This is a genomic window from Clostridium estertheticum (assembly GCF_018861295.1).
GTDB classification, from domain to species: Bacteria; Bacillota; Clostridia; order Clostridiales; family Clostridiaceae; genus Clostridium_AD; species Clostridium_AD estertheticum_D.
In genome coordinates this window covers 21537-45871 of the sequence record NZ_JAHLDM010000017.1, presented here as the reverse complement: position 1 = coordinate 45871, position 24335 = coordinate 21537, and the positions used below count along the sequence as shown (strand labels likewise).

The 24335-nt window shown below is 30.3% G+C and carries 28 protein-coding genes; 27 read left to right on the top strand and 1 reads right to left on the bottom strand.

Annotated features, from left to right (window positions below):
• The first annotated feature begins 169 nt into the window (after positions 1-169).
• The 27 genes from KPL54_RS16220 (at position 170) to KPL54_RS16090 (ending at position 23454) form a co-directional block, all read left to right on the top strand.
• Entirely contained in the window at positions 170-625 is a 456-nt protein-coding gene (locus tag KPL54_RS16220; protein WP_216107547.1) for a DNA-binding protein, read from the top strand.
• 162 nt (positions 626-787) lie between these two features.
• Complete coding sequence (locus KPL54_RS16215; RefSeq protein WP_216107546.1) at positions 788-1228, top strand: hypothetical protein; 441 nt, start codon at positions 788-790, stop codon at positions 1226-1228.
• Positions 1229-1492: 264 nt separating this feature from the next.
• Positions 1493-1960: a P27 family phage terminase small subunit gene (locus tag KPL54_RS16210; protein ID WP_216107545.1), complete on the top strand. Its 468-nt coding sequence runs from the start codon at positions 1493-1495 to the stop codon at positions 1958-1960.
• On the top strand, positions 1957-3642 hold the full coding sequence (locus tag KPL54_RS16205) for a terminase TerL endonuclease subunit (protein ID WP_216107544.1): 1686 nt from the start codon (positions 1957-1959) through the stop codon (positions 3640-3642). The genes KPL54_RS16210 and KPL54_RS16205 overlap by 4 nt, the downstream gene beginning before the upstream one ends.
• A 243-nt stretch (positions 3643-3885) precedes the next feature.
• Positions 3886-5124: a phage portal protein gene (locus KPL54_RS16200; RefSeq protein ID WP_216107543.1), complete on the top strand. Its 1239-nt coding sequence runs from the start codon at positions 3886-3888 to the stop codon at positions 5122-5124.
• 45 nt (positions 5125-5169) lie between these two features.
• The gene (locus KPL54_RS16195; RefSeq protein ID WP_216107542.1) at positions 5170-5772 is read left to right on the top strand and encodes an HK97 family phage prohead protease; all 603 of its coding nucleotides are present in this window, start codon (positions 5170-5172) and stop codon (positions 5770-5772) included.
• Between the two features lie 86 nt (positions 5773-5858).
• Positions 5859-6947, top strand: a complete 1089-nt coding sequence (locus tag KPL54_RS16190; protein ID WP_216107541.1) for a phage major capsid protein — start codon at positions 5859-5861, stop codon at positions 6945-6947.
• Between the two features lie 50 nt (positions 6948-6997).
• Positions 6998-7282 (top strand): head-tail connector protein, encoded by a 285-nt coding sequence (locus KPL54_RS16185; protein WP_216107540.1) that lies wholly within the window; start codon positions 6998-7000, stop codon positions 7280-7282.
• Positions 7279-7632 (top strand): phage head closure protein, encoded by a 354-nt coding sequence (locus KPL54_RS16180; RefSeq protein ID WP_216107539.1) that lies wholly within the window; start codon positions 7279-7281, stop codon positions 7630-7632. The genes KPL54_RS16185 and KPL54_RS16180 overlap by 4 nt, the downstream gene beginning before the upstream one ends.
• Positions 7632-8024 carry an HK97-gp10 family putative phage morphogenesis protein gene (locus KPL54_RS16175; RefSeq protein ID WP_216107538.1) on the top strand — a complete coding sequence of 131 codons (393 nt, stop codon included), beginning with the start codon at positions 7632-7634 and terminating at the stop codon, positions 8022-8024. The genes KPL54_RS16180 and KPL54_RS16175 overlap by 1 nt, the downstream gene beginning before the upstream one ends.
• A complete protein-coding gene (locus KPL54_RS16170) occupies positions 8021-8359 on the top strand; it encodes a hypothetical protein (RefSeq protein ID WP_216107537.1) in 339 nt (112 codons plus the stop codon). The genes KPL54_RS16175 and KPL54_RS16170 overlap by 4 nt, the downstream gene beginning before the upstream one ends.
• Positions 8360-8455: 96 nt before the next feature.
• Complete coding sequence (locus KPL54_RS16165) at positions 8456-9025, top strand: major tail protein (protein WP_216107536.1); 570 nt, start codon at positions 8456-8458, stop codon at positions 9023-9025.
• Between the two features lie 75 nt (positions 9026-9100).
• Complete coding sequence (locus KPL54_RS16160) at positions 9101-9460, top strand: hypothetical protein (RefSeq protein ID WP_216107535.1); 360 nt, start codon at positions 9101-9103, stop codon at positions 9458-9460.
• Positions 9461-9683: 223 nt separating this feature from the next.
• Positions 9684-13154 (top strand): phage tail tape measure protein, encoded by a 3471-nt coding sequence (locus KPL54_RS16155; RefSeq protein ID WP_216107534.1) that lies wholly within the window; start codon positions 9684-9686, stop codon positions 13152-13154.
• 18 nt (positions 13155-13172) lie between these two features.
• A complete protein-coding gene (locus tag KPL54_RS16150; RefSeq protein WP_216107533.1) occupies positions 13173-14060 on the top strand; it encodes a phage tail family protein in 888 nt (295 codons plus the stop codon).
• A 3-nt stretch (positions 14061-14063) separates the two neighbouring features.
• Positions 14064-15245 (top strand): siphovirus ReqiPepy6 Gp37-like family protein, encoded by a 1182-nt coding sequence (locus KPL54_RS16145; RefSeq protein WP_216107532.1) that lies wholly within the window; start codon positions 14064-14066, stop codon positions 15243-15245.
• Between the two features lie 27 nt (positions 15246-15272).
• On the top strand, positions 15273-16097 hold the full coding sequence (locus tag KPL54_RS16140) for a hypothetical protein (protein ID WP_216107531.1): 825 nt from the start codon (positions 15273-15275) through the stop codon (positions 16095-16097).
• A gap of 13 nt (positions 16098-16110) precedes the next feature.
• A complete protein-coding gene (locus KPL54_RS16135; protein ID WP_216107530.1) occupies positions 16111-16578 on the top strand; it encodes a collagen-like protein in 468 nt (155 codons plus the stop codon).
• Positions 16579-16592: 14 nt separating this feature from the next.
• A complete protein-coding gene (locus KPL54_RS16130) occupies positions 16593-17354 on the top strand; it encodes a hypothetical protein (protein WP_216107529.1) in 762 nt (253 codons plus the stop codon).
• Between the two features lie 20 nt (positions 17355-17374).
• Positions 17375-17632, top strand: a complete 258-nt coding sequence (locus KPL54_RS16125) for a hypothetical protein (protein WP_216107528.1) — start codon at positions 17375-17377, stop codon at positions 17630-17632.
• A gap of 2 nt (positions 17633-17634) precedes the next feature.
• On the top strand, positions 17635-17805 hold the full coding sequence (locus tag KPL54_RS16120; protein ID WP_216107613.1) for a hypothetical protein: 171 nt from the start codon (positions 17635-17637) through the stop codon (positions 17803-17805).
• Positions 17806-18077: 272 nt separating this feature from the next.
• On the top strand, positions 18078-19310 hold the full coding sequence (locus KPL54_RS16115; protein ID WP_216107527.1) for a S8 family peptidase: 1233 nt from the start codon (positions 18078-18080) through the stop codon (positions 19308-19310).
• A gap of 103 nt (positions 19311-19413) precedes the next feature.
• Positions 19414-19857 carry a hypothetical protein gene (locus KPL54_RS16110; protein ID WP_216107526.1) on the top strand — a complete coding sequence of 148 codons (444 nt, stop codon included), beginning with the start codon at positions 19414-19416 and terminating at the stop codon, positions 19855-19857.
• 22 nt (positions 19858-19879) lie between these two features.
• Positions 19880-20581, top strand: coding sequence for an N-acetylmuramoyl-L-alanine amidase (locus tag KPL54_RS16105; RefSeq protein WP_216107525.1), 702 nt, complete (start codon positions 19880-19882; stop codon positions 20579-20581).
• Between the two features lie 21 nt (positions 20582-20602).
• A complete protein-coding gene (locus KPL54_RS16100; protein WP_216107524.1) occupies positions 20603-21040 on the top strand; it encodes a hypothetical protein in 438 nt (145 codons plus the stop codon).
• 201 nt (positions 21041-21241) lie between these two features.
• The gene (locus tag KPL54_RS16095; protein WP_309245396.1) at positions 21242-21661 is read left to right on the top strand and encodes a 3'-5' exonuclease; all 420 of its coding nucleotides are present in this window, start codon (positions 21242-21244) and stop codon (positions 21659-21661) included.
• Between the two features lie 494 nt (positions 21662-22155).
• Positions 22156-23454 carry a hypothetical protein gene (locus KPL54_RS16090; protein ID WP_216107522.1) on the top strand — a complete coding sequence of 433 codons (1299 nt, stop codon included), beginning with the start codon at positions 22156-22158 and terminating at the stop codon, positions 23452-23454.
• Positions 23455-23566: 112 nt separating this feature from the next.
• On the opposite strand, the gene KPL54_RS16085 is transcribed toward KPL54_RS16090, so the two are convergent.
• A complete protein-coding gene (locus KPL54_RS16085; protein ID WP_216107521.1) occupies positions 23567-23764 on the bottom strand; it encodes a hypothetical protein in 198 nt (65 codons plus the stop codon).
• Positions 23765-24335 lie beyond the last annotated feature (571 nt).

The following is a 24335-nucleotide window of genomic DNA, read 5'->3' as shown; positions in this document are numbered from 1 at the left end:
ATTATTAAAGAGTATCTATTAATTTAGATGCTTTTTTATTTGCCAAAAAAATAAGAAGAAATAGAAAGGGTGATTAATATGGATTATAAATTCAAAGGGTAATATTTTAAAACACACCTTTTTGAGATGAATAAGATGGTATAATAAGTAAAAGGAAGGTGTTTTAAAATTGAAATCTAATAAAATATATTTATATATCTGTGTGGTATTATTATCTTTTAGTTTAGTAGGCTGTGGAAGTAAGACAGTTGTATCTAATGATGTAGCAAAACCAATTACTGCGCAAAAGGTAGTAGCAGTTAAACAGACACAAACACAACTTGATGCTAAGATCAAGAAAGAATCTGTAAAAGCAGACTTTATAAAACTAAATGGACATGAGAGTGAATTTGTTGGTAAATCATATTTAATAGAAGGAACAGTAACAAACATAGATAATAGTAATGCTGTATTACCATCATTTACAGTAACTACGAAAGAAGATAAGGGAGTAGGAATGTATTCAATAATAAATATTAATAAGGTTAATATTGTTAAAGGTAATAAAGTAAAAGTATATGGTAAGTTAAATGGTAAGAATGATATAGGATTTACAGAGTTATCAGGGAATGTTATAGAGAAATAAATAGAAGTATAAGTATATGGAAGAGTCTAAGAGATTAGGCTCTATTTTTGTGCGTGGATTTATATGTCTATTTTTTTACGAGTGTATGAGTGAGTATTATACTAATGTTAATATGTTAGTGCAGTCGTTATGTATACACAGTATGTATATGGAGGTGGGGGTGTGTTGTATAGAACATGCGCCATATGTAATTGCAAGGTACAGTATGGGACGTTGTGTGCGTGTGAGATAGAGAGAGAGAACAATAGGAACAAAGAGTATAGAACTAAAAGGAATAAGGATAAGGAACTAAAGAAAAGACAAGTGTTCTACTCAAAGGATGTATGGCTAAGGCTGAGGGATAGCATAAGGAGTGAGTATAGTAACATGTGTATCATGTGTCTGATTGCAGATGATGTTGTTATACCTTCTGACTATGTGCATCATATCCATACGACTGAGGACTATTGGAACATGAGACTACAAGAGGATAACCTTGTGACCTTGTGTGCTACTCATCATGCTTGTGTACATAGAGATATGAATGTTAGTAAGAGAGAAGAACAAAAAATAATAAAAATGTTAGAAGATATGATTGAAGAGTATGAAGAGAATTATATATAGAAGTAAGAATGTTAGAAGGTAAGATGAGAACTGCATAATAAAGTAAGAATGTTAAGGCATAAAGGGAATTATAGTATATAAGAAAAATGAATACGAATATTTGTTTGTATGATTTAAAAAAGAGAGAGTATCCCCCTAGTAAAAGGTTGGGTTGGAATCTTAAAAAGTCGTTGGTGAAGATTCAATTTAAAAATAGTCCCTTTTCAAGTTTTTAACATAATAAGTAATAAAATAATAAGAAATAACGAATTGGAGGTGAGCAAAATGGCAAATATTAAACCAATTGAATTACAAACTAAACATAGCAATCCAGAAGATATTGCAAAAAGAATGGAAACTGAAGAAGCATTAAAAGGTACTACTGTAATAGAAATTAAACCCCCAACTTCACTATCTACAACTGGTAAAAAGTTCTATAAGAAAATAATAGAGATTTTACCTGATGGATTTTTAAATGGAGGAGACACATATTGTGTAACTATAATTTCAGAGTCTTTAGATAAGATGCAATTATGTCAAAAAGAAATTAATAAGATTGGATTGTTTATTGATGGAAATGAAAATAAAGCAGTTGGAACATATAAAAAATATGTAGATATATTTAATACATTTTCACAGAAAATTGGCTTATCTCCAAGGGATAGAGCAAGTTTATCAATACTTAATATCAATAGCGAAACAGATAAAAATGATAAGGTCTTACAGGCACTCAAGGGTGGCGATAAGAAATGATTTTATTAGAACAAGGATTACAATATGCGAAAGATGTTGTTTATGGAAAAGAAATTACAACTAAAGAAGTTGTGAGACAATGTGAAATATTTCTTGAAGATTATGAAGTAAATCAATTTAAAGAAGAATTCAAATATTATGCTGATGAAGATAAATTAGAAGTAATAGATAATCTTTTAAAGTTATTAAATTTTGCTACAGGATTTGTAGCAGGACAACCAGTATTGGAAAACCTAGCACCCTTTCAATGTTTTTTATTGATAGGTGTTTTTTTATTTAGATTTAAAAATAACTCTAATAAATTTAAAAATAACGATATTACATTATTTATAAGTAGAAAAAATGCGAAGACAGCAATCGTAGGAATTATATATATTCTATTGATGTTAACAGAGCCATCATATTCAGAGTTCTATTCTATTTGCTTAACTAAAGAATTAAGTGCAGAGATAAGAAAAAGTATGGGACAAATATTAGAAGCAAGTCCTAGTTTAATTAGACACTTTAAAATAAGTAAAACATTTACAGGAAGTATTATTTGTAAATTAACTCATAGTTTTTATAAACCTAGAACTTCAGAAGCAGGAAAGAACAATTCTGTTCGCCCATCGGCAGTATGTTCAGATGAGCATGGTAACTTTCAAAATGCAGATAACTTTAATGCTATGAAAGGTGGACAAAAGAATGTAATTAATCCAATTGTATTTCGTACAACAACAGCCTATGCAATAACTAATTCTATTATGGAAGAAGATATTGACTATATTAGGAAAGTATTTGATGGAGTCTATGAGGACGATAGACAATTTGCTCTATTATATTATGCTGAAGAAGAACATCTATGGGATGACACAGGTATTTATCAATCAAATCCTTTAAGAATTGAAGAGAATTATGACATCATAAGAGAAAATAGGAAGAGGGCATTAGTTAAATCAACAGAAAAAATTGAATATTTAACTAAGGATATGAATAATTTTCTACAAGGTGATGCCGAAAATACATACTTAGATGTTAAAACATGGAAAAAACTAAGTGTTCCTAAGATAGATTTACATGGAAAAGAAGTAACTGTAGGGGGAGATTTTGCAATTAGTTTAGATTTAAATGCAATTTCAATTATGTACAAGGAAAAAGGAAAATATTATTTAGTAAGCAAAGGATTTTTACCAAAGGAGACATTGGCAGAACGTAGAGAGAAAATTGATTATTATGCTTATGAAGATGCAGGGTATTGTGAATTAATGGAAGGTAGAATTGCTAATTATATAAGGATAGAAGAATACATAAGAAGTATTGAAACTCTTTATAATTGTAAAATAGCTTGTATAGTAAGTGATCCTTTTAATGCATTACAAATGATGAATAATTTGAGTAATGATTATGATGTTGTTTTGTTAAAGCAAACATACACAAGTTTAAGTCCAAGCATTAAAGCCTTTAGAGATTCTGTTTATAATAATGAAATAATTTATCAAGAAAATAAACTACTAGATTTTTGTGTAAGTAATGCTGTAGAGGTTAGAGCAAAGGTTACGGAAGATATATTATTAGCTAAAGAAAATAAAAACAAACAAAGAATTGATATGCTTATGAGTAGTATTTTTGCATATAGTCAAATTTATCTAATTGAAGAAGCACCATATAATGCAATAGATGAACTAGATAAGATGGATTGGTAGAGGAGATGAGAGTTTGAAAAAGAAACTTAAAAATAATATAAATAAACTTATCAAAAGTATTAAAAAGATAACAAATAAAAGCACATTTGAAATGGAATTAGTATTTTTAATAGGAACATTTATTATTGTTTTTACTAATTTCCTCTTAAATTTCTTTTTAGGAATGTATTTCTTAGGATTGATTTTAATTGTATATAGTATTTTTATATATAAGTTAACTAAGGTGAGGAGGTGATGTGAAAAATGATATTCGACAAACTAGAAAAAAGAGATGCTGTAGATGTAAATGATTGGAAAGATGTATATAGTTTTGAAAAAGGATATGATACAACAATGTTTTCAGCTTGCTTCCAAGAAAGTGACTATTTTAAGTGTATAAAAATAATATCTTCAGACGTTGCAAAAGTGCCACTATTAGTTAAACAACATACTGAAAATGGCGAGAGAATTGCAAAGGAACACCCTTTATTTGATATATTAAAAAATCGTCCAAATCCGTATATGAGTGCCGTAGATTTCTTTAAAAGTATGGAAGCCACAAGACAACATAATGGAGATAGTGCCAGTTTAATAGTAAGGAATATTAGAGGACAAATAACTGGTTTATATCCAATAAACATAGTTGAAATACTAATTGATGATGTAGGTTTATTAAAAACTAAAAAAGTTGTTATGCCAATCGTTGTAACATATACATGTGGTAAAGATGGACAACAATATACTGCAAGATATGAGGATATATTACATTTTAAAGGATTTACACTTGATGGAATGACAAGCATGTGCGTTAGAAAGAGTCTTAAAACAACATTAGATACTAATATTTCTGCTAAAAATTATCAAAAAGAATTATTTAGCAATGGATTAACAAGTAAAGCAGTGGTACAACTCACGAGTGATATAAAAGATGAAAAAGAATTAAAAAAGACACAAGAAAAGTTTAATAGAATGTATAGTTCTAAAGGTCGTATTCTAACAGTTCCAGCAGGATATTCTGTACAACCATTAAATTTATCATTAACGGACGCAGAATTTTCTGTACTACGTAAAATGGGAACAGTTGATACATTCACTGCATTTGGAGTTCCTTTGTATATGGCAGGAATATTAGAGGGATATAACAACAATGCAATGGAACAAGCTACTTTAAGTTTTTTGAATGATACATTGCAAGTGGAATTTACTTCTATTGAACAAGAAGGTAATTATAAATTATTGACTGAAACTGACCGTAAAAATGGTTACTATTTAGAGTCTGATACTACTTATTTATTTAAGCAAGATTCTAAAACTCTTACAGCAATCTTAATATCTCAAGTACAAAATGGAATCACAAGACCGAATGAAGCACGTAGAAAGCTAGGATATGATGATGATGTTAATGGTGATGAACTATTGTTACATTCTGGAATGATGCCTTTGAGTATGGTATTAAATCCAGTAGTAGTACCCTTGACAACACAAGAAGTTAAACCAGTTTAATTTTGTGAAGTCATAAAAATAATACAAGAAAGAGAGGTGTGATATTTGGAAAAAGAAATTCGCAATATTATAGTTAATAAATTAGAAACTAGAGTTGCAACAGATTCTACTGAAAAGATAATTTCAGGATACATAAATAAATTCAATACAAGAAGTCAGTATATGGGATTTTATGAAGAGGTGGCAACAGGTGCTTTTGATAAAACCTTAGCAGATGGGCATAACATATTTTCAATGTTTAATCATAATGATGATAAAATATTAGGTTCTACTAGAGCAAATAGTTTGAAATTATCTATTGATGAAGTTGGATTAGCATTTGAATTAAGAATAAATGACAAAATATCTTATGCTAATGATTTATATGAATTAGTACAAGAAGGTTCTATAGATGGGTGTAGTTTTGGATTCTATGTTATAGATGATTCTTGGGTAACGACAACTGAGGGAATAGACTTGAGAATAATTAAAGAAATTGAGTTGATAGAGTGTACATTGACGCCTTTTCCTGCTTATTTAGATAGTCAAGCAAGTTGTAGAAGTTTTACAAAATTTGAGGAATCTAAAACCAAAGACGAAGAAATAAGATTATTAAAATCAAAACAAGAAAATTTAAAAGCAAAATTATTAATAGAGTTAGAACTTTAAGATTACTGAAATGATAGGTAGTCTTATTTTTATGCTCAAAAACACGTATCACACAAAAAAAAAATTATAAAGTGAGGTTTTTATAAATGAATATTACAGAAATAAGAGCAAAAATTGGTGAAATGAAAGTAGAGGTTAGAACTCTATTAGAATCAGATGTTACATTAGCAGGAACAAAAATGGAAGAAGTTAGAAACTTAGAGAAAGCACTTAAATTACAAATTGAATTAGGTGAAGAAGAAAAGAGAGACATATTAGACCAAAGCAAAAATAAAAAGGATGGTGTTGTAAAAATGGAAAAAGTAAACGAAATGAGAGCAATAACAAAACAATTAATGGGAAAAGAATTAACTTCAGAAGAAAGATCAGCAATAATGTCATCTGATAATGCTGTATTAATTCCAAAACAACTTATAATGGACGTAATAAAATTAAGTACAGGATATGGTTCACTAAAAGGAATATGTGCTGTTATTCCAGTAGTAAAAAATGAAGGTTCGATTCCAGTTGTAGATATTAGTGGACAAAATGCTTTACTTACAGTAGTTGAAGGTGATGCAATAATTGATGGTAAGTTAGTTTCTACAGACCTTAAATTTAAATGCTCTAAAGTTGGTTTAATCCAAGAATTAACTTCTGAAAGTGTGGATGATGCCGAAGTTGAAATTGAGTCACTTATCAGAGAGAATTTTGTTGAAATCAGTGTATCTAACGAAAATGCAAAGATTCTTAACGTAATTAAAACTAATGCAGTAGCAGTAGTTGCAACAGGATATGAGGATATAGATACTGCAATTGATAGTGCATTGCCAAGTGTAAAAGCAAATTTAGCTGCTATTACAAATGTAACTGGATATTGTCATATAAAAGCTCAAAAAGATTTAACTTCAGGTAAGAAACTAGATTTAATTACTATGGTTGGTACACAAGAATACTACTATGGTCATCCAATTTATGTAGTAGAAGATACTTTACTTCCAATAGCAGAAGGAAAAACACAAGTTTACTATGTTGGTAACTTTAAAGAAGCAGTTAAATACTTTGATAGAAACCAATTTACAGTAGCAAAATCAACAGAAGCAGGATTTAACACTGATACAGTTAAACTAAGAATACTTAAAAGATTTGATGTAACAAAGGGTTCGATTAGAAGTTTAAAGAAAATAGAATTTTAGTAAATAGGGTGAGTATATCTCACCTTTTATTATTATAGTGAGGTGATTAGATGGATTTAGAATTTATCAAAACATATCTTAAAATTGATGGTGATGAAGAAGATGAATATTTACAGGATTTGATAGATGTCAGTCTAATTTATATTGATTTTATGGTTAGTGAAAATTATAAACAAGATTTAAAAGCAGTTAAATTAGCAGGATTATTACAAAGAAAATTAATTGCAGATATGCATGAGAATAAAACAACAATAATTTCTACAAATACTAAAGCAGATAGAATAGTCTTATCTATTTTAGATAAATTAAGTAATTATGAAGATGTTGTTATATGAATGATTTTAGTATAGATATAAACAAATTGGATAAAAGAATAATAATACAGAAATATACATCAACAACTAAAAATGGATTTGTAACAAAAACTTGGGATACTTATAAACCAGTATGGGCAAGTATGAATAATTTATATGGTTCTGAGTTCTATTCTGCAATGTCTGTTCAAGCAGAAAATACAGTAGAATTTGTTGTAAGATATTCAAACGATTTAGAAGTATTATTGGAAAAAGGTAGCACAAAGAAATATAGAATATTTTGGAAAGGTAGAACTTTTGATATAACTTTTGTAGATGATATAAAATATCAACACACATGGATCAAAATTAAAACTTTGGAGGTGGGATAATGGCAGGAATTGAAGTTGAAGGAATGGACGAGTTACTTTCAAAACTTGAAAATATGAGTAATAAAGTAGCTAATGGTATAACTAAAACTGCACTTGAAGCTTCTGCCGTCCCAGTTTTAGAGGATGCTAAGAGTACAAGTGTATTCAGTGATAGAAGTGGTAAATTAAGGGAAGGTTTAAAAATAGGTAAAATTAAAACTCAAAACGGTGTAAAATACATAGAAATTGGAATTGGAAAAGAAGATGTATCAGAAATATTTTATGGTAAATTTATAGAATGGGGTGCATCTAATCAAGCCACTAGACCATTTTTACAACCTGCATTAGAAAAAAATAGAAATAAAATCAAAGAGATTATAACTGCTAAATTAAAAGAAGGTTTGGGATTATGATAAATATAAATGATTTTATAGAAGAAACTCTTAAAACTATTAATATTCCAATTCGATTTCAAATTTATGATGAAGATGAAACAACTTATATAACTTATCTACAGTATCTAGGACAAAACGAAAAATTTAGTGAAGATGTCGAAGAAATAAAAGGACATTATGTGCAAATTAATGTTTTCTCATTAGGTGATTATACTGATATAGTTACTCAAGTTGAATTATTGATGAAGGATGCAGACTTTAAAAAAACAAATGAAACAGACCTATATGAGGAGAAAACACATTACTTTCATAAAGGTCTCAGATATTTTTATGCAGAGGACTTAACAATTTAGATTATTAACAAACGTCGTAGAAAATCTAGGGCGTTATTTTTATGTCTTTAGGGTAGACAAAAAAGAACCACTTAAATTAAAAAGGATGGTAAAAAAATGAGTAGATTAATAGGACTAAAAGATATCACAATAGCACAATTGCTTACAGATACAAGCGTAGGGGCAACATACGAAATTCCTAAAAAACTAGAAAGAAGTATAAAAGCAACTTTAAAACCAAAAACAACTCAAACAAAACTTTATTCGGATGACACAATTGAGGAAGTTGTTAATGCTTTTGATAGTATAGATGTAGAAATTGAAGTTAATCAATTATCAATTGAATCAAGGGCAATGCTTCAAGGTTCAAAAGTTGTTAAAGGTGTTCTTATAGAGACTAAGAATGATATTGCTCCTACGGTTGCAATGGCTTTTAAGGCTAAAAAATCTAGTGGTAAATATATGTATGTATGGCTTTATAAAGGTAGTTTTGAAATTACAGAGGATACCTTTGAATCAAGTGAAGATAAATTAAAAGATCAAACAGCAAAATTGAAGGCAACTTTTTATGCTAGAGAATTTGATGGTGCGTATAGATTAATTGCAGATGAAGAAGCAAAAGATTTTGATGCAACTACAGCTACAACTTGGTTTACAACAGTAGCAGTACAACCAACAGAAATATAAAATTATAAATAATAAAAACTTATTAGTAGCCTTAAATGGTTATTAATAGTTTTTTTATTAATTAGGAGGGAAATTATGAAAGCAAAATATATAAAAAATAAAGAAAGTAAAATAGAATTATTAGATGGGGAACATGAGATTACAATAGATTTTAATACTTATGATTTATTACAAGAAATGTATGGTGATATAAGTATAGCATTAAGTAAGTTCAATGGTGGTGTGAAAATTACTGACTTAAAGAAGTTCATATGTTGTGGAATTAATTCTTGTATCGAAAATGAAGATGAACATTATACACCTTATCAAATAGGAAAATTAATAGATGCAGATAAAATAGTAGAATACATAGATGTTATATATTCACTAATGAATAAATCAATGCCAGAAACTAAAGAAATAGATGAAGATGAGGAGATAGACGAAAAAAAATAGATGACCACGAAAATTCCGACAATTGGGATTTTGCGTGGTTTTATTATTTACATTGTACAATACTTGGATTAACAGAAGCAACATTTTGGAAATCAAATCCTCGTAAGTTGTTTGCACTTTATGACATACATAGAAAAGTAAATGGAATTGAAGATGAGGAAGAAAAAAATAAATTAGCATTTATAGATGATGTTATCTTTTAGATGGAGAGGAGGGAAAATAAATGGGTGATGAACTTTCACTAAACATAAAACTGGCAATGGAATCACAATCTTTTCAGCAACAGGTTGCAGATATAAATCGCCAAATGACTTTAGTACAAAGTGGGTTTGCAAGTGCCAGTTCTAAGCTTGGAGAATTCGGGACTGCTACAGATAAATTAAAGGCTAAACAAGAATTATTAATACAGCAATTAGAACTCGCTAAAAGCAAAACTACATTATATGCTGATGCACAAGCAAAATCAAAAACAACACTAGATAAAAATGTAATTGCTAATGAAGCACTAAGAGTTAAATTAGAAGCAGTTACAAAAGCACATGCAAATAGCGTTACTGCTACTGGTAAGGACAGTGAAGAAAGTAAAAAATTAGCACTAGAATTAAGCCAGTTAAAAACCGAGTATAGCAATAGTAATAGTTTAATAGCAAACAATGCAAAAGCACTAGATAATAATACAATAAAAATGAATAACGCACAAAAGGCTTCTAATAACTTAGAAAGACAATTAAAATCAACAGCTAATGAGATAACAGTACAAGAAAGTAAATGGACTAAATTAGGTACTTCTTTAACGGAATCATCAACGAAATTACAATCAGTTGGTTCTTCTATGAGTGCAACGGGTGAAAAATTGTCTACAAGTTTAACTGTTCCAATTGTAGGTGCAGGTGTTGCTATTGGGAAGCTATCACTGGATTTTGAAGCAAGTATGGCGAAAGTTAGTACGATTAGTGACGATACACAGATGCCAATTGGAACTTTAAGAAGTGCAATATTAAAATTAAGTGATGATACTGGAATTGCTTCAACAGAAATTGCAAACAACGTTTATGATGCAATTTCAGCAGGTCAATCAACTGGTGATGCAGTGAACTTTGTAACCAATTCTACTAAATTAGCCAAGGCAGGTTATGCAGAAGCAGGAGATTCACTTGATTTGCTAACAACAATATTAAATTCTTATGGAATGAAATCAAGTGAGACTGCTAAAATTTCTGATGTGTTAATTCAAGTTCAGAATAAGGGTAAAGTTACAGTTGGAGAACTATCAAAAAGCATGGGTATGCTTATTCCTACAGCAAACCAATATGGTATATCTTTAGAACAATTAGGTGCAGGTTACGCAATTATGACTAGCAAAGGTGTAAAATCTGCTGAAGCAACTACATATATGAATTCAGCTTTTAATGAAATGGGTAAAAGTGGAACGGTGGCTTCTAAAGCAATAGAAAGTGCTACTGGCAAGACATTCCCCGAATTAATTAAAAGTGGAAAAAGTGTTGGTGACGTACTTAATATCATGTCAGACTATGCCAAGAAAAATGGTAAGAGTTTAACAGATATGTTTGGATCTGTAGAAGCAGGAAAAGCAGGTTTATTATTAAGTGGAAATGCAGGTAAAGAATTTGATGAAATGCTTAAAAGTATGGGATTAAGTGCAGGTGAAACAGATAAAGCATTTGCAAAAGTAAATGATACCGCAGGTACTAGACTAGCAAAATCTTTTAATGAACTTAAAAACGCAGGTATAAAAATGGGAGATGCACTTACTCCAGTAATCGAAAAAATATCTGTAGTAGTACAAAATTTAGCAAATAAATTTAATGAACTAACACCTGCTCAACAAGGAACAATAATTAAAATAGCAGGATTAGTCGCAGTAATTGGACCCGCTATATTAATAGTAGGTAAATTAGCAACGGCTTTTGGTGCTATAGCAGGGGTTTTAGGAACTGCAAGTACAGCACTAGGAATAGGCGCAACAGCAACAGCAGGCGTAGGGGTCGCAGGAGCAACGGCAAGTACAGGATTAGCGGGATTAGGAACAGCTTTTGGAGCTGTATTAATACCATTAGCACCTTATATATTGGCAATTGGTGCAGTCGTTGGAACAGGAGTATTAATTAAAAACGCAATGGAAAAAGAAGCAACTCCCGCAGTTGATTTATTTGCAGATAAAGTAGTTACAACAGCTAACAGTGTGAATGGTGCAAATAATAACATGGGGGCAAGTTACAGTACCGTAGTTACAACAATATCAGACGGTACAAAGAAAGCAGTTGGCTCTTATATGGATTTAGACACTAAAGCAACAGCAAGTTTAACAGATTTATATGTGAACTCAGATAACTTTAGTAATCAAGCCAAAGATGTAGTTATATCAAAATACAGTGAAATGGCTAACAAATCTACTATATTAAGTACCGATATGAAAACAGTCATGGTAGGAGAGTTTAAAGAATTAGTAACAGATACTGGTACATTAACGGAACAAAATAAAACTGAAATACTCGCTAAGTATACAGAAATGGTCAATGGCACTAAGAATCTAACACAGAAACAGAAGGATGATACTATTGATGCTTTTAAGTTAACATTACAAAAATCAACAGAAATAACAGAGGAACAAAAAAATAAATTAGTAGCTCAATATCAGCAAATGTCAAATCAAGTTAAAACGAAATTAGATGAGAGATATAAAACAGAATATGATACAATGAATGCATTTTTTGATAAGAGTAATGCATTATCTAAATCGGATGAAGAAAAAGCCTTAGCTAAATTAAAACAAGATAATATTAATAAAAAGACTGAGGAAGATAATTATACTAAACAGATTCAAGCAATAGTTAAAAAAGCATCTGATGAACATAGAGCATTGACTTTAGAAGACCAACAAAAAATAAATGCTATCCAAGACAAAATGAAAGTTACTGCGATTAAAACTTTAAGTGATACTGATGTTGAATCAAAAGTTATATTAGAAAGAATTAAAGAATATGGAGTTAGGATTACAACCGAGCAAGCAAGTGCAATAATCAAAAACGCAAATACTCAAAGGGATGGAGTAGTTAAGGGTGCAAATGATACTTATACTAAATCAGTCGAAGCTATTATTAAGATGAGAGATGAATCACATTCTATAACAGCAGACCAAGCTACAAAATTAATAGCAGATGCAAAGAAACAAAAGGATAAAACAATTGAACATGCCGAAGCAATGCGAAGTGGAGCTGTTGCAAAAGTAATTAGTATGAATAGCAGTATAACGAAGAGTGTAGATACATCCACAGGTGACATTCTTACCAATTGGGGTACATTGAAAAAATGGTGGGCAGATTGGGAGCCAGGAGTAAAGACTTTTGTAACAAAGATGGTAAATGGAGTAGTCGGAGGATACGATAAAAATTATACTGGCACTAATAACTATAAAGGTGGACTCACAACTATGCATGAGCATGGTTATGAACTTTACAACTTGCCAAAAGCTAGTAGAATTTATAATCACGAGGCAAGTGAAGCATTGGTTTTACAGACTGCAAAACAAGTTGCACTAGGGGTTTTAGCTGATAGTAACGGTGGAAAGGGTGAAACTACTATTACACAAAATTTTTATGTACCAGTCGCAAGTGCAAGTGAACTGGTAAGACAATCCAAAAGAGGACAACAAGAATTAGCATTTAATTTTTAGAGAGGAGTTGAGTTAGAGTTGTCAAAAACAATAACATATGTAAATAGTTTAGGGGAAGAGTTGGTATTAACTAATTCAGCCCCTTTTCTATTACAAAGTTTTACGCAAAGTGGGAATGTGAATATTTATAGTAGTAAAAGCATGAATCAAGATGGGAAAAATTATCAAGGGAATACACTAGATATAATGGATATATCTTTGGAAGTTGCTTTAATAGGTAATACAAAAGAGGAACTTCAGAGATATAAAAATAAAGTAATCAAAATATTGAATCCTAAAAATGGTGAAGGTTGGCTTTGTTATAAAAATAATATTAATGAAAGAAAAGTAAAATGTATTATAAATAAAATACCTTTCTTTAATATTATAAATAGTAATAGAGTTTATAATGGCTTAATTAGTTTAACTGCAAATAATCCATTTTGGACTGATCTTATTGAGGATAAGGAAGAAATAGCATTGTGGAAAGGTGATTTTAGTTTTTCTGAAGATGGCAGCGATGGATTTGAATTAATTGATGATGGAATAGAAATAGGACATAGAGAACTAAGTCTTATAGTTAATATATTAAATAGTGGTGATGTTGAATGTGGAATGAGAATAGAATTTAAAGCACTTGCTACCTTAACTAATCCCAATATATTGAATGTTAATACTGGTGAGTATATTAAAATTAATAAAAGTATGGTTGCAGGAGAAGTTATTTCAATATCAACATATTTTGGCTCTAAAAAAATTAACTCTATATTAAATGGAGTTACTACAAATATTTTCAATTATATAGATTTTCAAAGTACATTTCTACAATTAGATGTTGGTGATAATTTATTTAGATATAATTCCGATACTGGGATAGATAACTTAGAAGTTAGTATATATTATCAGCAACAATATTTGGGGGTGTAGGTTATGGATATATATGTATTTAATAGAAATTTAGAATCTATTGGGATGATAGATAGTTTCACTAGTTTGATATGGACAAGAAGATATTATAAAAGTGGTGAATTTGAATTACACTGTGATTTAACTCCTGCAAATTTAGCATTCTTATCTAGAGAAAATATTATATATAAAACAGGAGATATTGAAGCAGGAGTTATAAAATATAGAAATTTAAAACAAGATGCAGAAGGTAAAGAAATATTAGTTGTTAAAGGCAATTTTCTTACAGGATACCTTAATCGTAGAATTATTTGGGGAACATCAATACTTAATACTACTGCTGAATTGAGCATGAGAACTATGGTAAATAATAATTGCATAAATCCAAGTAACACAGATAGGGTAATACCTAATATGGTATTAGGAACTTTAAATAGTTTTATAAGTAATGTAGATTATCAAACTTCTTATACTAATTTAGCCGATGAACTTGAAAATTTAAGTAATATAAGTGATTTAGGACATAGAATTAATTTTGATATTACAAATAGAAAATTAGTATTTAATGTGTACAAAGGATTAGATAGATCTGTTAATCAATCTGTTAATCAATCTGTTAATCCAAGATGCATTTTTAGTAAGGAATTTGATAATATTTTAGAGCAGGAATACGTAGATAGTCTTGATAATTATAAAAATCTAGCGTTAGTTGGTGGTATTGGTGAGGGTTCTGAAAGAAGATTAATTACTATAGGTGATAGTGTTGGTCTAGATAGATTTGAAATATTTAATGACCAAAAGAGTTTATCAAATACGGAAGATATTAATGGTGTTTCAACAACTATGAGCGAGGAATATTACAACCTTTTATTAAGAGGAAAAGGAAATGAAACACTTGCATTAACAAAAGAAATCCAAACATTTGATAGTAAAATAAATATTAATTCAAATTTAAAATATAAAACTGATTATGACTTAGGAGATATTATCACTATTATTTCTAAAAAGTGGGAAGTAACTTTAGATAGCAGAATAACAGAAATTCAAGAAGTATATGAAGAAGCAGGATTAAGCATTAACATTACTTTTGGCAATAATATTCCAACTCTCATAGATAAAATAAAATTAAAACTACAATCTAATAGTAGCGGGAGTAATGGAAATAGTAACACAACTATAACAAATATAGACGGAGGTAGTTTCTAATTAACAAAATAGAGAGGATGTGGTGATATGGAGAAATCTAGTTTTTTTAATAGTGTGGCAGGAGATAGAAAATATAAGGCTTCAAATTTTGCAGACTATTTCAATAGTTTGCTTACAAATGGTGTGTTTCCTAATCCAAGCACAAATTTACAAGTTATAAATAATAACAATATGACGATAACCGTTAAAACAGGTAAAGCTTGGATTAACGGTTATCAATATTTTAACGATGGTGATTTAACGTTGCCTATAGCAATTGCTGATGGAGTTTTAAACCGAATTGATAGAATAGTAGTTAGGTTTGATACTGTAGGAAGACTTATTAGCACGGTGGTGAAAAGTGGAACAATGGCAAGTGTTCCAGTAGCCCCCGTTTTACAAAGAGATGCTGACTTATTTGAATTGGGAATAGCAGATATTTATATAGGACAAGGAGCGGTTCTTATTTCTCAACCTAATATTACAGATTTAAGAATGAATACTACTTTATGTGGTTGGGTTAATTCACTTATTCAAGCCGATACTTCAGCAATATTTAATCAATATCAAGATTGGTACAATGCAAAACAAACTGCTTATAATAGTGACTTTACAACTTGGACAACTGCTAAAAAGGCTACTTATAATAGTTGGTATGCCACAACAACTAGTGGATACATAACAGAAATGTCAGCAAGTGAATCAAGTTTTCAAGAGCAGTTTAATACATGGTTTAGTGCAATTCAGTCACAACTTAGCGGAGATATCGCAGGTAATTTACAAATCCAAATAACTGAAATTCCTAAAGTTTATAAAGGTACTATAGCACCTACAACGCCAAAATCATTAGATTTTTGGTTCAAACAAGTTTAGGGGGTGAGGTGGATTGGTACGAACTATACAACTTAAAAGATATAAATTAAAGGCAGATTTACCTATATTACTGGAGGCAGAACCTGCATTATGTCTTGATACTGGGGAAGTTTTTATTGGAGATGGAGTAAGTAATATTCCTTTAAGTAAGCAAGGTATTCAAGGTATACAAGGAGTCCAAGGGGAAAAAGGCGATATAGGAAATACTGGTTCACAAGGTTCTACTGGAGCAACAGGAACACAAGGGATAAAGGGGGATATTGGAGTAACAGGTTTAGTTGGTTCGCAGGGAATTCAAGGTGTAAAAGGTGAAACTGGTGACCAAGGAGTAATAGGCAATACTGGGAATCAAGGTATTCAAGGTATTCAGGGCGAAAAAGGTGCTCAAGGAGATGCTGGGACAGTTGGAACTATTATAACAACGAGTTCAACATCTCCAACTACAACAGTCGCAAATGACCAATGGTACAAAATTATATAGAGGGAGATGGTTAAATGAGTGATATAGCAGATTCAATAATAAACATAGAAATGAGAGAAAGAAATGCAAGTAATAATGGTTGGATTATAGAACATCCATTAACAATTGGAGAAAATGTTTCCATATCAGATGCTGATAACGTATTTACAGCCACAACTGTTGAAGGTGCTTTGAGTGAGCTTTTTATATATGCCAATAATGGAGATTTAGGAATTAAAAATGCCATTGTTGGCAAAGGTGGAACGGTTACAGACGCAAATGGAGATGGAAGATTTACAAGACAAGAATTAGAAAATGGCGTAAACTCAATTAAACAAGGTGGAGGTAATGCAGTCGAAACAGATGTAGTATTAGGCAAAACGTTTACCAATGCTGATGGTGTGATTAGGACTGGAAATCAGACTAGTGTGAATCCGATAGCAGGCGATACGTATGGTACTCCGTTGACAAGTGGTAATTCAATGACTACAACAATGAGTAAAGTAACTAATTACATTAAAATTAATTATGGGGGAAGTATTAGAATAAAATATGGTTTGGCAAAAAGTCAAAGTGCAAGTAGTGCGTATTCACAAATTTATAAAAATGGAAGTCCAGTTGGGGTATTAAGAAGTGCCCAATTAACAACAGATACGATATTTATAGAAGATTTTATATGTTCTAAAAACGACTTATTTTCAATTTGGGGATATTCGAGTGATGGTCAAGCATATGTACACAATTGTTGTATTGGCATAAACACAACAATACTTCCATTAACACAAGTAACATACTAAATAATGGAGAGGTGATAAAAATGATAATTATTAAGTATATAAATGAATCAGAAGTTAAAGCAATTACAGATGCACAAATAGCAAAAGGTATGCATTTAATATCAGTATCAAATGTTACAGAAGGTAATTTCTTAGGCTTTGATGATAGGGATGTAGTTCCGACCGTTATACCAAATGACCCTGTTCAGTCACCTTTGCAACTTACGATATTAGAAGCATTACAAACACAAATTTTAGAATTACAAAATAAATTATTAGAAAGCGAAGGAGTGATTTAACAATGGCAACAATTATAGTTAAAAGGTATTTAGTGGATATATTAGTTAAGAAAATTAGTACACAGGAAACAAATCCAAAAACAAATGAATCTTTTAAAGTAGGAGATATTTTGATATCGGAATATAAAATTGAGGTAGAAAATGCTTTACTTGAATTAGCAAAAGTTGTTTAACTTCAAAGAAATGATTGAAAAAGGTATTAAAGGATATGGGAGCAACAACAGAAGAACCAATTGCTACGACATAGTAGGCGTTAACAAGTTCACAACAAACTAGTATAAGAAGGCAATAGCTAAGGACTTTGAATAGTCTTTTTTTATTTTAATATAAGAATAGATATTTTTTATAAAAAATCCCTTGAATTACAAGATTCTACAAAATTATCACAAACTATCAAGTATAATGGAAAAGATGTAGAATTAAGTGTTGAGGGGGATTTATTAAAATGAACAAAGCTAATTTATTTAAAAAAATTATTACAGTAACTATGATGTTACTCACAATCCAATGTGTAATTCCAGTTAGTATGAATAATTATCGAACTTTAAATGTTATTCAAAACCAGATAGTTTATGCTGCGACCAATGCACAAATATTAGAAGAAAAAAACAAGAAAATATTTGATTATTTAGGGATTACAGCTTATCATAATGCGGGTGTTACAGGAAAGGGTATAAAAATAGGAGTAATGGATCGAGACTTTGATATAGCTAGTAGTACTCTTAATGGACTTATCAAAGGGGCAAATGGAGCCGGAGTTACAGCTGACGATGATCACGGTATGTATGTATGCAGTATAGTAAAACAAATATTACCTGATGCGGAAGTTTATCTTATTGGTAAGCTAGGGGTATCACCATTAGAATGGGCTATGAATAATAATATGGATATAGTAACGTGTAGCCAAATCTATGGAACTGTCGGATCGCCTAATGCTAAGCTTGAAGGATTTCCAGAAGCAAGCAAGAGCGCATATCAAAAAGGACTTCTGCTTTGTTCTGGGGCAGGAAATGATGGAGACAAAGGCCAAACGGGAAATCTGGCATTACCAGGCGGATTGCCAGAATGGGTATCGGTGGGTGCGGTAAATGGAAGTAATTATATCTGGGATGGAGTAATAGGACGTTCTACATATTCCGGTTTTGGTACTGACCTAGAAGTTATGAGTTTTGATAATATATATGGAGTGGGTGATAAGGGACCTTTCCCATTTGGCGGCACATCGTGCGCAGCTCCAGTATTCTCAGGATTGATGGGGTTGGTAATGTCAAATATCGGGAAACGAGATCCTTCACAATTGCGTGAATTTGCAACATGGTTCTGTGTAGATATAGATTCTGTTGGAAGAGATAAGTATACTGGTTATGGTGTATTTAAGTTACCTCCTCTATCTGTTGGTATATCCACAAGTGGTGAACCGGTAGTAACAATGAAGGATCCCAAAAATATGGATTTAGGGGTTCCTATAAGTTTGGTCGATTCGTATTTATCGGAGGGGTATAAACTACCAAGCGATGTTGATCAAGTTACCATACAAAAATTAAAAAATATAAAAAATAGTGTTGATAATAAGGGTAATAAGAGATTAAAAATGTTAACACCTAATAAGAAGGTGGCATGGATGACAGAATCAGAAAAGAATTACTGGATAACAATTGGGTATACAGTTGTACAATAGGATAATACCACGACGTAACTATAAAATAAGATAATCAAATTAGGGCACTCGATTTTGGGTGTTTTTTTTATGCAAAAAAATAAAGTAGAGAGGAAGTGATGATATGGAAAGTGAGTGTAATATATGCATAAATCAACAGAGAATTGACTATCTAGAAAAAGGTTATGAGGAATTGAAAGAGGGTAGCAAAGTAACTAATAATAATGTGGCTTTAATAATAACTAACAACTCAGAGAATAGAATTCATTTTGAACAGATATTTGATTCATTAAAAAGTATTGCAGTAAATCTTACTAAAGTTACAGAAAGTCTAGAGTCAAATAGTAAAGAAACAGTAAAAACAGAATATGCAGTAGAAACTTTAAAATTAACTACCGATAAATTAACAATAGATGTAAAAGAAGCAAATACACAGATTGGATTAATTCAAGAAGCACCTTTAAAAAGTTATAATGCATTAAAAAATACAGCTTATGGTTGTGTTATAAGTGCAGTAATTGGTGGATTAGTAGTACATTTTCTACCAATTATACTCTTATTATTATAATATGAAAGAGAGGTAATTAATAATGGCAATAATAAGTTGGGACGAAGGGCATGGAACTGGTCAGGATCGTGGAGCAGAAGGGTTTTTAAATGAAGAAAAGGTTATTAGAGAATATGCACCAATATGCATTGCTGAATTGCAACGTCATGGACATACTCTTATTAATTGTACTCCACCAAATACCAATATGACAGTTAATCAAAGTTTAGCCTATAGAAGTGAACATGCAAATGCAAGTGGAAGTCAGCTACACTTATGTTTTCATGTAGATGCGTATGATGATGCTTCAGCTCATGGAGCAGAGATTGAATATGCATCATTAGCAGGAGCAAAATATGCTACTTCGGTATTAACAGAAATACATAAATTAGGATTTACAGATAGAGGTATTAAGAATCCTAGATTATGGATGACGTATCAACCTAGTGCAGTTAGTATTTTGATTGAGCCTTTTTTCTGCACAAATTCTAATGATTGCAACCTTTACAATAAAACAACTTTAGGACTTGCAATCGCAAAAGGAATATTAAATATTATTGGTGGAACTGTTACGGTAAGTCCAGTAGTTAAACCAGTAGCATTTTCAACTGTTAATTACTGTTTGCAATTTCAAATTTGGTTTAATAAAATTACGCAAACTAGTGATAAATTAATAGAGGATGGATTTTACGGTGTCAAAACACAAGCAAAATATGATGCAATGGGTACTTATATTAAAAAATAATAAAAATTAGGAGATGTATATATGTTAGTAACAGTATTAAGTTATTTATATCCAGTCGTAGGAATAAGTTTTTTAGGTGTATTAGGTAAATTTATCTTAGAGTTATTACCAAAAGTAGTAAGTTTAGTTGTATCAAAAACAGGATTAACTAAATATGATAAACTTAAAAAGGATGCAGTAGATATTTGGAATATTTTAGAGGAAAATCATAGGCTTAATGAACTTGCTGATTCAAAAATAGTTTTATTTTCTAATATGCTTAAAGCAAAATATCCATTAATAACGGATGAAAGAATTGAACAATTAAATAAAGCCTTAGCAGGAGAGTTTAATAAAGACAAACCAATAGCTATTCAAGAATTAAATCCAGTCGAAATAGTTCCTACAGTGGCACAAATTAAATATGTAGATGCCGAAGGTAATACACTTGTTAAAGAAGTAGTTTCAGTAACAGCATAATTTTAAAAGGATATTTAAGCTTAATTGCTTAAGTATCATTTTTTTCTTTTTGTAATATACAAATAAAGTAATTTAAATAGACCATCCATCAAGAAATATGTTATAATATTGATAGCAGATAGAGGAATGGAATAATATGAGGTTAAATACAATGTATCTTTTAAAAAGATAGTCATACCAACGGTTACAGAGTTTATAATTTTGTGTAATCTATCAATTCATGGAGTAAAAGGTATGGAGTTTAAAAACGTATTTCTAATTAATTGTAATGAGGAGAACATCCCACATGTAAATAGTATAGAAAATAACTTAGAAGAAGAGCGAAGACTCTTTTATGTAGGAATAACAAGAGCTATAGATAATGTTTGGTTATGCATTAGTAAAAGCGTTAAAGGAAAAGTGAAAGAAACATCACGCTTTATAAAGGAATGCAATATCATAGGTGGTAATGATGTTAATCTACCTTTTAAAGAAGGGGATACTGTAATACATAAAAGTTTCGGAGGTGGGACTGTTATTTCTATTAATGATAAGGATTTAGAGATTAAATTTGAAGGGGATATTACACGAAAATTTGATACTAGTGTACTTTATAATAACTCTTTGATATCAAAAGTATAAATCTCCTAATGTTGTCCAATCTGTGGGAATAAACAACTACATAATCATAGGTAATAAAATTATAAATAAAAAAGTACTGCACAAAGGCAAATTCCTAAGTGCAGTACTTTTTTATTTTCAGTTAAAACATTCAAAATAAAAGGATATCTAAATTATAGACTATTTTCAAAATTCTATTCATTATGGAATAGGATAATTTAGTATAGATTAGGTAACACTAGTCGGATATAAAACTGATTCAAATTCATAAAAGTAAAAAAAGGACTATTTACCGAAGTTGGTGGATAGTCCTTTAGTTTTTAATGCTGATATTGTTGAATAAAGTTTTTTCAAATTTCGCCCATAGGTAAATTTTAAAATATTTATTTTTAACATAAATTGTGTTAATATGTAACTATTATCAACATAAAAAAAATAAATGCTAATGTTTGTTAATCCATATTTACATAGCTTTTATTGCGTTTTAATATAATAAAAATAGGGGGAATCTATTAATGAAAAATTTTAAAAAAATTATGATGATGGGATTTGTGTTATTGATAGCTACACTGTCAAGACCAGTGATGGCACTGGGGTTAAGTGGTTTTAGCGATGTTACAAATTTTTCTGTTGTAATAGGAGAAAATATGTATACTTTAGAGTATGCGAATGATTTAAATAATGCAAAACAAATTAATGATGCAGTAGTTAAAAGTAAAGGTGATATTTTTATAAAAACAGACGATACCGGTTGGATAAAAAATAATGATGGGTCGTGTGTGAATAAAGATTATGTAGACATTTCAACTATTAAATATAATAATGGTATAGCAATAACTCAACAAAAAATTGGTAAGATTAACATTACTTCAACTAAATTAGAAGTTGATAATGTAACTAGTGGTTTTGGAGATGGGCATGCAAATTATCAAGTATTAGATTCATTAGGAAATGATATTACAACGACATCTCTTGCTAACGGTATAATCTTCAAATCTGGAGTGGGTACCGTAGAAGGAAGAAATGGTAGACTTAAAGTAACACCAAACATGAATATTTTTACATTTACTTCGGGTATAGTAATAACTGCCAATGACCCAATAAGTGGAGTTTCAACAAATGCTACATTAAGCGTTGAATTAGTGGGATCTACACAAGGTAATACATTAAGTGATATAAAACTTTTATCATTAAAAAATGTTGATGGTAAAGTGTTGACGGCAGGGGATACTACAACCGTTTTCTATGCTGGATACCTAGCTAAAGATATCAGTGGGATACCTACAACAAATTATACGCTTATGGAACAAGGCTTGATATTAACTGGTGATCATATGTTGAATACGTCAAGTCCATATATAGTAGCTCAACTTGTAAAAGATCCTACAGATCCATCGATAGGATTAATAAAAGTAACAGCAACTAGCGATACTATTTTAATGGATAGGCCAGTAGCAATCACTGCATTTACTCTGAGAGGTACATCTTCAACAATAAGTATTACATTGAAGAAGCAAGCGGAAATAGATTCGTTCATATTAATAGTTCCAAGTGAAGCTGTATATTCTGGTGAATCAAAGGTAATTCCATTTATAGCACTGGATCAAAATGCAAACTTAATTACAAAATTTAGTGAATTAGATGGCCGTGTGAGTCTTATAGGGGCGACCTTTGAAAGAAACTCTGATGGAACTGCTTGCATAAAGAGCAATAAAGTTTATAATACAATGACTACTTTAATGTCTGCAAATATAACAGCAATTACACCAACAGGTAAGTATAGCAGTATAAATATAAATATTCAGCACAAGTGATTTTGATGGCATGGAACATATTGAGAATTGCATAAATTTTAATTTTTACACATAAATTAAATGCAAATCAAAAAAGGACTATTACCGAAGTTGGTGGATAGTCCTTTTTTGTTTAATGCTGATATTGTTGAATAAATTTTTTTAACATTTCACATATAGGTAGAGATTCATTAATAAAAACGGATACGTCATTGCAATTTTTTTTATAGCCATCCAACATAGTTTGAAAAGACGGATCATCATGTTCTTGCTGAGTGACATATATTAAAAAAGCTGACTTATCGTGCATTATTACTTCATTTACTCTCATATTTACGCCTCCAAAATTCCAATATAGTATGTTTAATTATCACTATACAGTATGTCCAAGAATTGCGCAATATAAAAAATGAAATATAAAACAAATATCTTTATAACATACGTTTACATGGAAATAAATGAAAAAAATGTAAACAAATCATTATATAAAAAGCTGCACTCCCTAAAAGAGTACAACTTTTTATAATTTAATATTACTAAAAATGGAGTAAATATATAATAAAGGTAAGTAGTTATTTAGATTAACGACTGTTTCCCTAGTTTAATTAATCTTATAGTTATTAAGATACTCCTCAGCAGAATCATATATTAAATTATTCGTAGATATTAAATCTTTTTTCTCTTGAGCTTCAAGTTTATGAGCTAATTTTACAGTTGATATTTTTTCTATTGTTTTAGTATTGATGATAATCACCTCAACTGTATTATAACACAAAAACATGTAAATTATAAAGGAAATTTTGAATGAATGTAGAGGACAGGCTACATGACAAGGTGGAATAAATTGGGATCAATAGAGCGGTTATATAAAATTACAAATAAACTGTACCATAATAATAAGC